We start from the raw sequence: 11,746 nt of genomic DNA, 5'->3' as shown, positions 1-11,746 counted from the left end.
CTGTCCGCAGGGCGATCGCTCCTTTTCCGGCGCCAGGGGGCGGAGCAACGAGCAACGACCTCAGAAAAGCCGGTTCCTGCGTGGTGAGTCGCCGAAGCCAAGGCCAGAACTGGCAGCGGTTCCACCGTGTCAGGCCGCCGTGCGGCCGGGCGAGCCCGGCGAAGACCACCAGCACCAGAAGCGCCGCTGCGCCCGCCGCCAGGGCCAGTCGCGCGGTCCCTGCTCATGGGACACCTCCCGCCACTTCACCGAGTACCGGACAGGGATCTGGACCACTGCGCGCCTGGTGATCCGGCTTCCCATGGAGATGGACGTCCGCAGGCATCCGCTTCAGGGTACGAGCGGTCACCCTGCGCGGCATGTGGCCTGAGCAACAACGAGGCGGGCCGGATCATCGGTATCAACCCGAAGCCGGGCGGCGATGGCGCAACGGCCGCAGCGCCGACCACGAGCAGAAGGCGAGCGCGGGCTTCTACAGCCGCCACCCCGGGTACGGGCTACTCCCCGGCGGCGTCCGTGCGGGCGTCGCCGGACTGCGCGGCGGACTGCCTCGTGGCCCGCTTGCCCAGCACCGCGCCCGCGGCGAGCGCGCTGCCGAGGAAGGCCACGGCCACGACCCACGGCTGGTCGAAGCGGTGATCGGTCGCGTGGTCGAGGGAGTAGCGGCCGGCCCCGGCGAGTCCGATGGCGGCCGAGGTGAAGCCCAGGAAGGCCGGGTACTCAAAGCCTCCGCCCTGGTTGAAGAACCCGGCGGGCATGTGCACCGCCACGGCGCCGGCCATGGCTCCCGCGGCCGCGGCACCGGCCGCCGGGGTGGCCAGGCCCAGCGCGAGCAGTGCGCCACCGCCCGCCTCGCCGAGCCCGGCGGCGACGGCGCTCTCCCGGCCCGGGTGGAATCCCATGGCCTCCATGCCCTTCGCCGTGGCGTCCAGCCCGCCGCCCCCGAACCAGCCGAACAGCTTCTGCGAGCCGTGAGCCGCGAGGACCGCGCCGGTGCCGACGCGCAGTACGAGCAGTCCGAGGTCACGTCGGTTGATGCAGGCCATGAAGGTCTCCCGGATCGGACACGGTGGGGTGGGGGCGTACGGGATCCACTCTCGCCCGGTTCGGGCCGCCGTCCCCCGTACTGCTACGCCGTACGGGTGATGCAGCCCGTGATCCACTGGCCGGAACCATGCGGTAGATTTTGCGCGCCCTTGACCAGCGTCAACTACTCGACATGGAGACCGGCCCCTCAATGAGTGACATCGTCAACGGACTTGGCCGCGCGAGCGCGTACGGCGCCCTCGGTGTGGTCCTCCTGATCCTCGGCATAGTCCTGATCGACGTGCTGACGCCCGGGAAGCTCGGCAGGCAGATCTGGGAGGACCGCAACCGCAACGCCGCGCTGCTGCTCAGCTCGGCTCTGCTCGGTATCGGCGGCATCGTGTTCACGTCGATCTGGACGACGTACGACAACTTCGGCAAGGGTCTCGCCTCCACTGCCGCGTTCGGTCTGCTGGGGCTGGTGATGATGGCTGTGGCGTTCCTGGTGGTGGACCTGGTCACGCCGGGCAAGCTCGGCGCGACGCTGGTCGAGGTGGAGCCGCACCCGGCGGTGTGGGTGACCGCCTCCTGCAATCTCGCCGTGTCCGCGATCGTCTCGGCGTCCATCGCCTGAGGTCGGCGGCAGAGGGGATACACACCGCGATCAGCAGGCCGGTTGATATCGGAGTTCGCCCCGGGGCACCCGGACGGGGCTTTCGGGGGAATCGTGAAGCCGCGTCCGGTGTTCGTGCACGGCATCGGCGGTCCGCGGGACGCGCCGCCGAACTCGACGCCCGGTTACGCGCGTTGGCCGACGGCGCCCGCTCCGCGGGGCCCTGACCGGGACAGCCTCACGTGTTCCAGAAGTGATGCATGGCGTACGAACTCCACGGCCGCCACCTCTCCGCGTCCTGCGCCGCCACGCCGGCGCGCCGCATCCCCGCCAGGACCGCCACGTCCTCCGCCAGGAGTACATCCGGGTCGCTGAGGGCCCGCATCCGGATGTAGCCGGCCGTCCAGGGGCCGATGCCCGGCAGGGCGAGCAGCTGCCGCTCGGTCCCGGCCCGGTCGGCGCCCGGGTCCAGTACCACCGTGCCCTTTGCGAGCGCGGCCGTCAGCGTACGGAAGGTGGCGCGCCGCGCGTCAGGCATGCCGAGCTCGTCCAGAGAAGCCTCCGCCAGGTTCTCCGACCGCGGGAACAGATGCGTCAGCCCGCCACTCGGCTCGGGCAGCGGCTCCCCGTACGCCGCGACCAGCGCGTCGCCGAGCTTCCCTCCCGCGGACACCGACACCTGCTGGCCGAGCACCGCCCGTACCGCGAGTTCGTGCGGGTCGGCCGCGCCCGGGGCGCGCAGTCCTGGACGGGCGGCGACCAGCGGGGCCAGCGCCGGGTCCGTGCCGAGGCGTTCGGCGACGGCGCACGGGTCGGCGTCCAGGTCGAAGAGACGGCGCATCCGCTGTGTCGCCGTCGTCAGATCACGCAGGTCCGCGAGGTGCAGCCGGCACTCCAGCCAGCCGCCCACGCCCGGCTGTTCGCCCACCTCGGCAATGCCTGGCCCGCCCGGCAGCCGCAGTGTGCGCCGGTAGCTACGGGAGCCGCGTTCGCCGACGATCTCCTCAATACCTGCGATCGCGCGGCTGCCCAGATAGTCGAAGACTTCCACGGAGGCGTACGGACCGCGGTAGGCCAGCCGCAGCGGCACTCCGGCCGCGGCCCCGTTCTCCTGGGCGACCGGGCCGAAGCGGGAGGTGCGGCCGGGCCGGGCGGAGCGGAGTTCGCTGGGGGTGGCCGCGTAGATCTCCCGCATGGTGTCGTTGAACTGCCGCACGCTCGCGAAGCCCGCCGCGAAGGCGATCTCGGCCGCCTGCATGGTGGTGGTCTGCAGCAGTACGCGCGCGGTGTGGCCGCGCTGGGCGCGCGCCAGAGCGATGGGGCCCGCGCCGAGTTCGGCGTTCAGCTGCCGCTGCACCTGCCGGGCGCTGTAGCCCAGCCGGTGGGCAAGGCCTGCCACGCCTTCCCGGTCCACGATGCCGTCGCCGATCAGGCGCATGGCGCGCCCGACGACGTCGGCTCGGGCGTTCCACTCGGCGGAGCCCGGCACGGCGTCGGGGCGGCAGCGACGGCAGGCCCGGAAGCCCGCGCCCTGGGCCGCCGCGGCCGTCCGGTAGAACGACACGTTCCGGCGCTTGGGCGTGATCGCGGGACAGCTCGGACGGCAGTAGATCCCGGTGGTGGACACGGCGAAGAAGAACACCCCGTCGAACCGGGCGTCCCTGCTGCTCACCGCCTCGTACCTGCTGTCCTCGATCGTCATACGGCCAGTATGGGCAGCGCGCCGGGCGCTCGGCTGGCGGAAATCGGACGTCGCGTTTCGGACATCGGGGTCGGACGTCGCGTTCGGACGTCGGGTTCCGCCGTCTCGTTCGGCTATCGGCGGCGGAGGAACGCGGACACGCCCAGTGCGAGAAGCGCGAGCACGGCGGCCACCCCGCCGAGAATGACGGCCGTGTTGCCGCCGTCGCTCTCCGCCGACGCCGCGGCCGGCTGCCCGGCGGCCTCGTCGGCAGGCACAGAACCCGGCGCGGTGACCGGCTGAGAGCTCGCCGGCGCTACGGCAGGCTCGGAGGCGGGCTGCGAGGTCGGCCCGGTGACCGGCTCGGAGGGCGGCTCGGCAGCGGGCTCGGAGCCCGGCTGATCCGCGACCGGCTCGCCGCCCCGCTCCGTACCGCCAGCCAGCACCACGTCGGAGCATGAGTAGTAGGTGTCCGGCGTGCTCGAGTTCCGCCATACCGTGTAGAGCACGTGACGGCCCGTCAGTCCGGCCGGAAGCCGTCCGGTGATCCGGTACGCGCCGTCCGTGAGCTTCGGATCGGTGGCCGTGGCGAAGGGCTCCGCCGACAGATCGGCCCATCGCAGCGGCGCGGTCGGATCGTAGCCCTTCTTGGTGAGATACAGGTCGAACGTTCCCTCGTGCGGGATCGTCGTCCGGTAGGTGAGGGTGAACCGGGCACCGGCCTTCAGGGTCGTCGTCGGCCAGTCGGCGCGGGCGATGTTCAGGCCCCTGTACGCGTCGAGGCCCGCGCTGCACAGCTGTCCGTCCGGGACGACCTCGCGGTCTCTGCCCCGTACGTCGGCCACACGCAGGTTGTCCCACTGGTCGAAAGCCGATCCGCCGTTCGCGGCAACGGCGGCCCGGCAGGCGGCCGACCGGCCCTTGGCACCCTCGGGACCGCATGCGGCCACCCGGCTGACAGGATCGGTCGGCGCCCCGTGCGCCTGCGCGGTCCCGGCAGCCACGGCCGTGAGCAGGAGCGGCAGGACACCGGCGAGCGCGGCGGCGGCAGTTCGATGGGCAGTCATCCGCGGCATACCTCCTAGGTGGGCTCAACAGCCTGCCGTGTATTACGGCTTCGCCCGGCCGAGCGTTCACCGCGGGCCAACCAACGCCGACCAACCCGACCAACGCCGACCAACGCCGACCAACAACGACTCAGTACGCGGTGATCTCCACAGGGCCGCCGCGCGCATCCGCCCTTCCGATCCAGTCCGCACGGAGGTGGAGTCCACGGCCGGACAGCGCGGTACGCAGCAGACGCTGCCGGCGGAGCACCCGGCCGTCCTGGCTGACGACGAGGACGGGGCGGGCGAGCGACTCGCAGGTGCGCAGAAGGAAGCGGTCCCGCAGCGGACGGGGGCCGTCCGGGGCGACGCGGTTCGGCGCCACCCACTGCAACGGTCCGGCGACCTGCAGCCGCAGCCCACCGTCCGGCCATGTTGCCCCGGCCAGGTGCCGCAGCACCTGGTCCGCGACGTACCGGCCCTCCTCGGCCGCGGTGCCGGCCGGCTCGACTCCGTGCAGCAGGTTGCCGACGGCGAAGACGCCTGCCTCGGCGGTGCGGAACGCGGTGTCGACCGCGGGGCCCCGGGTGCCGGGGTCGAGCGGTATCCCTCCCCGTCTGGCCAGTTCGTGTTCGGGGATCCAGTCTCCGGTGAACACGACCGTGTCGCAGCCGACGGTGACGGTTCTGCCGTCCAGGTGCCGCAGTCCGACTCCCGTCAGCCTGCCGCGCCCGGTCAGTTCGGTCACGGTGGCACCGGTGAGCAGCGGGACGCGGCGGCTCAGGAGCGGGTGCGGCGGCCGTCGCGCCTGGTCGGTCACCATGGCGATGACCTCGACTCCGGCGGCCCGCAGAGTGCGTACCGCGGAGAAGGCGATCGGCTCCGCTCCCACGACGATCGCCCGGCTGCCGACCCGCCGGCTGTGGAGGTGGACCTCCTGCTGCAGTTCGCCCGTGGTGAGCACACCCGCCGGCCGGGTGCCAGGCACCAGCCGGGCGCTGCGCGGCCGTTCGCGCGCGCCGGTGGCGAGGACGACGGCGCGCGCGGTGATCCGTTCCAGTCCCGCCGGGCTTGTGGTGTCCAGAGTGCGGGGGCCGGACCAGCCGGTGACGGTGACGCCGGTGCGCAGGTCCGCTCCGGCGCGTACGGCGTCGTCGACGAGGCGGCGGGCGTACTGCGGACCGCTCATCGGACGGCGCAGTTCGCGCGGTCCGAAGCCGCCGTGGCCGCAGTGCCGCGGGATGCCGCCGGCGTGTCGCTCGCGCTCGACGATCTCGACGGCGCCCGCGCCCGCCCCGGCGAGCCGGGCGGCTGCGGCGAGGCCGGCCGGTCCCGCGCCGACGACGAGGACGTCGACGGTACGCGCGGGCCGGCTCATCGGCGTGCCTCGAAGAGCTCGCGCACCGCGGCCCCGCAGTAGAAGCCCTGGCAGCGACCGCCGCGTGCGCGCGTACGGCGCCGGAGTCCGTCGAGCGAGCCCGGCGGGACCGTACTGGCCAGGGCGTCGCGGATCTCCCCGCGGGAGACACGTTCGCAGTGGCAGACGAGTGTGCCGTACTCGGGATCCGCTGCGATGAGATCGGCACGCTGGTAGGGACGCGGGAACGCCTCCCCGAGGTTCGGCATGCGTACGGGCTCCAGTTCGCGCGCATCCCCCAGGTCAAGACCGGCGTCGGCGAGCAGGTCGGTGACGTGGGCGGCGATCGCCATCGATGCGGTCAGTCCCGTGGAGCGGATACCGCCGACGGCTATGTACCGCTGCCGCGCGTGGGCCCGGATCCGGTAGTCGTCGTGCTCGGTGGCGGCGCGCAGGCCCGCGTAGACGGCGGTGATCTCCTCATCGAGCAGCTCCGGCATGATCCGTCGGCCCTTCTCCCTCAGGAAGTCCAGCCCTTCGGCGGTCGATCCGGTGGCTTCCTTGTCGCCGAGGTCCTCGGCGGTCGGGCCGAGCATCACATTGCCGTACACGGTCGGCGCCACCAGTACGCCTTTGCCGAGCGCGGTCGGCACGGGCAGCAGGATGTGGCGGACCAGCTCGCGGGCGAGCTTGTCGAAGACGATGAGCTGGCCCCGGCGCGGAGTGACGGTGAAGTCGGTGTGGCCGAGCTCGCGGTCCAGCTCGTCGGCGTACAGTCCGGCCGCGTTGACGAGGTAGCGGGTGCGCAACAGGCCGCGGCTGGTGGTGAGTTCATGGTGGCTGCCGCCGCTGGTCACGCTCTCCACCCGGCAGTTCAGATGCAGGTCGACGCCGCCTCGGACGGCTTGGGTGGCGTACGCGAGTGTGGTGGTCCAGGGACAGATGATGCTCTCGCCCGGGACGTCGAGCGCACCGAGCGCACCCGGCCCGAGGTGCGGCTCGCGTGCGCGCACCTCGTCCGCGCCGATGAGCCGTGCGTCGTGGTAGCCGTTGCGCTCGGCCTTGGCGGCGAGCGCGGGGAGTGCGGCGAGCTGCTCCTGGTCCCAGGCGACGAGGAGCGCACCGAGCGGTTCAACAGGGATGCCGGTTTCCGCCGCGTAGGTGGCGAGCCGCCGCTGTCCGTCGCGTACGAGCCGGGACTCCAACGAGCCGGGGACGGCGTCGAATCCGGTGTGCAGGATCGCCGTGTTCGCCTTCGACGTGCCATTGCCGACGTCGTCGGAGGCGTCCACGAAGGCGGCACGCAGCCGGTGGCGGGCGAGTTCGCGGGCGATGGCCGAGCCGACCACGCCGGCGCCGACCACGATCACGTCGTGCATCGTGTCCGGCAGTTGCCCGGCGGTCGTGACGGTCATGGTGCTCCTAGGGCGGGTTTCGGAAGTCCCGCCCGCCCTGCGGGCGGACGGCGCTACTTCTAAAACACGCCCTGGTCCTGATCGCGCGTACGGCCCCCGGCCGGGCCTCATGGAGCAGTCGGGATTCAACGGTCAGCAGGCGTACGGTCCAGCAGCGAGGCCACCTCGGCGCGGAAGGCCGCGAGGCGCTCGGCCGCCTGTGCCGCGCTGATCCTCGGCTCATGGACGACGGACGGTTTCCACGCGGGTATCGCCTGCTCGGCGGTCAGGCCCGGATCCAGGCCCAGTCGCGCCACCGCTCCGACCCCGAGTGCCGTCGCGTCGGGCAACGCCGATACTTCGACGGGCAGTTGAAGCAGATCGGCCTGTGTCTGCATCAGCAGGGCCGAGCGGGTCAGGCCGCCGTCGACGCGCAGACCCGTGAGCGGTGTGCCGAGGTCCGCGGCGACCGCGTCGGTGAGCTCGACCACCTGAGCGGCGATGCCTTCGCACAGCGCACGCACCAGCTGTCCGGGGCCGGTGTCCAGTCCGAGGCCGGTCAGCGAGCCGCGCAGATCGCCGCGCCACCAGGGGGCCGCGAGACCGGCCAGAGCAGGTACGAAGGTGACGCCGCCACAGTCCGGCACGGCCGAGCCGACGGGGTCCAGGTCGGCGGCGCCGGAGATCACTCCGAGGTCGGTGAGCCAGCGGACGGCGGACGCGGCCGTATAGACCTGTCCGTCGAGGCAGTAGCTGGTGCGTCCGCCGAGCCGCCAGGCAACACAGCTGACAAGGCCGTTGCTCGTACGGCGCGGGCGGGCCCCCGTCTGGGCGAGAAGGAACGCGCCGGTGCCGTAGGTGCACTTGGCGGTGCCCGGTTCGGTGACGCTCTGGGCGAGCAGCGCGGCCTGCTGGTCGACCAGGAGTCCGGTGAGCGGGATCGCGGTGCCGAAGGCCGTGGTGATGCCGACGGGGCCGTCCGCATCGACGATCTCCGGCATCCGCTCGCCGGTCAGGCCGTAGATGTCGAGCGCCTGCGGAGACCAGGCGACGCGGTCGAGGTCGAGGAGCTGGGTGCGTCCGGCGGTCGCCGCGTCCGTGACGAAGGCGCCGGTCAGCCGGTGGATCAGCCAGGCGTCGCTGGTGGTGACGACGCCTTCGCGGGTGAGCTCGCGGCGTATCCAGGCCATCTTGGGTGCGGCGAAGTACGGGTCGAGCGGGAGTCCGGTCAGCTGTGCCAGCTCGGCGGCGTGCGGGGCGAGTTCCGCACAGATCGGCTCGGCCCGCCGGTCCTGCCAGACGATCGCGTCGGTCAGCGGATCGCCCGTGGCCGGATCCCAGGCCAGGACGGTCTCGCCCTGGTTGGCGAGGCCGACAGCGGCGACCGGTTCTCCGGCACGGGCGAGCGCCTGGCGTCCGGCGTCGACGACCGAGGAGAGGAGCGCGGCGGGGTCGACTTCCACGCGTCCGCCGCTTCGGTAGCGCGGGTTCACCGGAGCGGAGCCGGTTGCGATCACACCGCGCTCGGGGCAGATGACCAGGGCCTTCGTACCGGAGGTGCCCTGGTCGACGGCAAGCACTGGGCCTGTCATCGGGCCACCCCGCTCTTCGGTAGAAGTCTTCGGTAGAGGGAATCCTGCAGAGGAAACGCAGAAAAAACCTTGATCGCTCAAGGAAAGCGTGGAGCAGGTCACGGCCGCCGTCAAGAGCCCCCCGGGGGACCTGCGTCCCCACAACCGCAATCCTGACGGGCCCCTGATGCATCATCAACTTCTTGCTGTTACCCCATGGTTGAGTAAGATCACCGCAAAGCATCGCCTCCAAGCACCGCCTCGACCCGTCACCGTCTCCAGAGGACTTATGACCACCACAACGAGACCTGCAGCGGGCTGATGTCCCACGACGAGTTACGCCCGGTGTACCACCCAGCGGGTCACGACAGTGAACTGCGCACCGCCATGCAGGACTTACGCACCGGTCGATGGGTGTCGATGCGGAACCTGCTGACCGCGACCTCCGACTGGGCACTGTGGACCCAGCGGACCCAGGTTCTCGCCGCGGTGGCCGCCGGTTCCGACGCGGTGCAGGCCTGGCGCAGGGAGGAACCCCGCTCCCTCGCCGCGACCGTGATGCACTGCCGGGTCGTGGTGGAGCGGGCGCTGCGGGCCCATCGCGAGGGGCACCGGCGTACCCAGGAGCTGTGGCACGAGGCCTGGGAGGCCTGCCGGGTCGCCGGTCACCAGGCTCCGGAGGATCCGGTGCCTTGGGTCTGTCTGCTGGCGCTGGCCCAGCTCGACGAGAAGCAGCAGATGGACGAGCATCGCACGGCACCGCCGGGTCCGATGCTGTTCCCCGGCCCGTGGGGTCTGCTGGCGGAGGCCGACAAGCGCGATCCGTTCAACCGCGAGGCGTACCACCGGATGCTGCAGTTCGTCTACGCGCGCAGGTCCGGCGGTCATCTGTCCGAGGCGGTCAACTTCGTGCAGTGGGCCGCCTCCTCCGCGCCTTCCGGGTCGCCGTTGCACGCGCTCCCGCTCTATGTACGCGTGGAGCGCTACCGCCGGGAACACGGCCAGGAGAAGGCGCTGGATCTCCACTGGGTGACGGAGGACGCGGCCCGGGACGCGCAGCGCGCCCTGCACAGCTGGTTCAACCAGGTGGCCCCGGCCGGGCGTTCGCTGCTTGATCTCAACTATCTGTCCCACGCCCTGTGGGGCGCGCTCCAATTCCCCGACGCGGCACCGGTGTTCGAGGCGCTGGGCCCGTACTACACCACCCTGCCGTGGGCCTACCGCACAGACAGCCCCGGTGACGCGGGCCTGGCGGAGGAAGTGTTCCTCCGCGCCCGCGGCCGTTGTCTCGCGGCCGCGCGCGGCGCGGGGCCCTGACCGCGCACCCAGCCCCGCGCCCGACCGCACGGCTGATCCACCGCTCTCCCCCGCACGCGTACGAGAGACACGTCCGCGCGCCCGCACCACGCCCTGTCCCTGCTCCTACTCCCGTCCCTGTCCGCTCAGTGCATCACCCTTTCCCCGGAGGTTCTTCGATGTCCATATCCCCGCCGAAGTGGTCGAGTTCGGACCAGACGTCCCCGAAAGACGAGGAGGAGCGGCTGCGGGAACTCGGCTATCAGCCGGTTCTTGCCCGCCGCATGGGTGGCTTCGGCAATTTCGCCATCAGCTTCTCCGTCATCTCGATCCTGTCCGGCTGCATGACCCTGTACGGCTTCGGGCTGAACACCGGTGGCCCTGCGGTGATGCTCTGGGGCTGGGCGGGCGTCGGTCTGTTCGTCCTGTGCGTCGGCATGGCCCTCGCCGAGGTGACCAGCGCGTACCCCACGTCGGGTGCGCTGTACTACATGGCCGACCGGCTCGGCGGCCGTAAGTGGGGCTGGTACACCGGCTGGCTGAATCTCCTCGGCCTGCTGGGTGCGATCGCCGGTATCGACTACGGCTGCGCCCTGTTCACCGGGGCGTTTCTGAATCTGCAGTGGGGATTTCATCCCACACCCGGCTCCACCATGATCATTTTCATGTGCATTCTGCTGCTGCACGCCGTCCTGAACCTGTTCGGGGTGCGGCTGGTCAGCCTGCTCAACTCGGTCAGCGTGTGGTGGCACCTCGGCGGCGTCGCTCTGATCGTCGGCGCACTGGCCATCGTGCCCTCCGACCACCAGTCGCCCGAGTTCGTCTTCACCGAGTTCGTCAACGGCACCGGCTGGGACAGTCCCATCTATGTGGCCGCGATCGGTCTGCTGCTGGCGCAGTACACCTTCTCCGGCTACGACGCCTCCGCGCATCTGTCGGAGGAGACCTCCAACGCTTCCGTCTCCGCCGCCCGCGGCATCGTGCGTTCCATCTGGGTCTCCTGGATCGCCGGTTTCGCCCTGCTGGCCGGTCTGACCTTCGCCATCCAGGACTACGAGGGCACCAAGGCGAGTGCCACCGGCGTACCGCCGGCCCAGATCCTGCTCGACGCGCTCGGCACCGGCGGCGCCACGGCCCTGCTGCTCGTCGTGATCGTGGCACAGCTGTTCTGCGGCAACGCCGAGGTGGCGGCGGCCAGCCGTATGGTGTTCGCGTTCAGCCGCGACAACGCGCTGCCCGGCTCGGCGCTGTGGCGGAAGGTCAGCAGCCGCACTCAGACCCCGGTTCCCGCGGTATGGCTGTCGGTCGTCTTCGCCTGTCTGCTGGCCCTGCCGTCCCTGTACTCCACGACCGCGTACGGCGCGGTGACCGCGATCAACGTCATCGGCATCACGCCGGCGTACGCGATCCCGATCTATCTGAAGCTGCGCGCCAAGGACCGCTTCGAACCCGGCCCGTGGAGCCTGGGCCGCTGGAGCAAGCCGGTCGGCTGGGTGGCCGTGGTGTGGGTGGCGTGTGTGACGGTGCTGTTCTGCCTGCCGCAGTCCAACCCGGTGACCGTCGACACGATGAACTACGCCTCGATCGCGCTGGCCGCTGTGCTGGTGCTGGCCACCGTGTGGTGGTTCGTGGCACGCCGCTCGTACGGCACGCCGTCCGCGTACGGATCCGCCCGTGAGCAGGCGGAGATCGCGGAGAACATCGTCTGACGCGTCAGCACCACATTCCACTGCGACGCAGTCAGGGCCCGTCCCAGGAGGGG

General features: G+C 71.4%; 9 protein-coding genes. 3 read left to right on the top strand and 6 right to left on the bottom strand.

From position 1 onward, the window contains the following. Positions 1–497: 497 nt before the first annotated feature. Positions 498–1,046: a DoxX family protein gene (locus ACFWDI_RS22310; protein WP_385306257.1), complete on the bottom strand. Its 549-nt coding sequence runs from the start codon at positions 1,044–1,046 to the stop codon at positions 498–500. A gap of 191 nt (positions 1,047–1,237) precedes the next feature. Between ACFWDI_RS22310 and ACFWDI_RS22305 the strand changes: the two genes are divergently transcribed. Then, positions 1,238–1,660: a DUF350 domain-containing protein gene (locus ACFWDI_RS22305; protein WP_326653972.1), complete on the top strand. Its 423-nt coding sequence runs from the start codon at positions 1,238–1,240 to the stop codon at positions 1,658–1,660. A 217-nt stretch (positions 1,661–1,877) separates the two neighbouring features. On the opposite strand, the gene ACFWDI_RS22300 is transcribed toward ACFWDI_RS22305, so the two are convergent. The 5 genes from ACFWDI_RS22300 to ACFWDI_RS22280 all read right to left on the bottom strand — a co-directional run bounded on the left by ACFWDI_RS22300 (position 1,878) and on the right by ACFWDI_RS22280 (position 8,709). Further along, complete coding sequence (locus ACFWDI_RS22300) at positions 1,878–3,341, bottom strand: AlkA N-terminal domain-containing protein (protein WP_385306255.1); 1,464 nt, start codon at positions 3,339–3,341, stop codon at positions 1,878–1,880. A 113-nt stretch (positions 3,342–3,454) separates the two neighbouring features. After that, complete coding sequence (locus tag ACFWDI_RS22295; protein ID WP_385306254.1) at positions 3,455–4,387, bottom strand: lytic polysaccharide monooxygenase; 933 nt, start codon at positions 4,385–4,387, stop codon at positions 3,455–3,457. Between the two features lie 130 nt (positions 4,388–4,517). Continuing rightward, positions 4,518–5,744, bottom strand: coding sequence for an NAD(P)/FAD-dependent oxidoreductase (locus ACFWDI_RS22290; protein WP_385306252.1), 1,227 nt, complete (start codon positions 5,742–5,744; stop codon positions 4,518–4,520). Next, positions 5,741–7,138 carry an FAD-dependent oxidoreductase gene (locus ACFWDI_RS22285; RefSeq protein WP_385306250.1) on the bottom strand — a complete coding sequence of 466 codons (1,398 nt, stop codon included), beginning with the start codon at positions 7,136–7,138 and terminating at the stop codon, positions 5,741–5,743. Before ACFWDI_RS22285 ends, ACFWDI_RS22290 begins: the two co-directional genes overlap by 4 nt. A 125-nt stretch (positions 7,139–7,263) precedes the next feature. Beyond that, a complete protein-coding gene (locus ACFWDI_RS22280; RefSeq protein WP_385306249.1) occupies positions 7,264–8,709 on the bottom strand; it encodes an FGGY family carbohydrate kinase in 1,446 nt (481 codons plus the stop codon). Positions 8,710–9,009: 300 nt separating this feature from the next. On the opposite strand from ACFWDI_RS22280, the gene ACFWDI_RS22275 reads away from it, so the two are divergent. Both ACFWDI_RS22275 and ACFWDI_RS22270 read left to right on the top strand, forming a co-directional pair. Beyond that, positions 9,010–10,005: a hypothetical protein gene (locus tag ACFWDI_RS22275; RefSeq protein ID WP_385306248.1), complete on the top strand. Its 996-nt coding sequence runs from the start codon at positions 9,010–9,012 to the stop codon at positions 10,003–10,005. A 158-nt stretch (positions 10,006–10,163) separates the two neighbouring features. Continuing rightward, positions 10,164–11,693 carry an amino acid permease gene (locus ACFWDI_RS22270; protein WP_385306247.1) on the top strand — a complete coding sequence of 510 codons (1,530 nt, stop codon included), beginning with the start codon at positions 10,164–10,166 and terminating at the stop codon, positions 11,691–11,693. Positions 11,694–11,746 lie beyond the last annotated feature (53 nt).

Source organism: Streptomyces sp. NPDC060064, assembly GCF_042736455.1.
Classification (GTDB): Bacteria; Actinomycetota; Actinomycetes; order Streptomycetales; family Streptomycetaceae; genus Streptomyces.
This window is presented reverse-complemented; position numbering and strand designations above follow the sequence as displayed.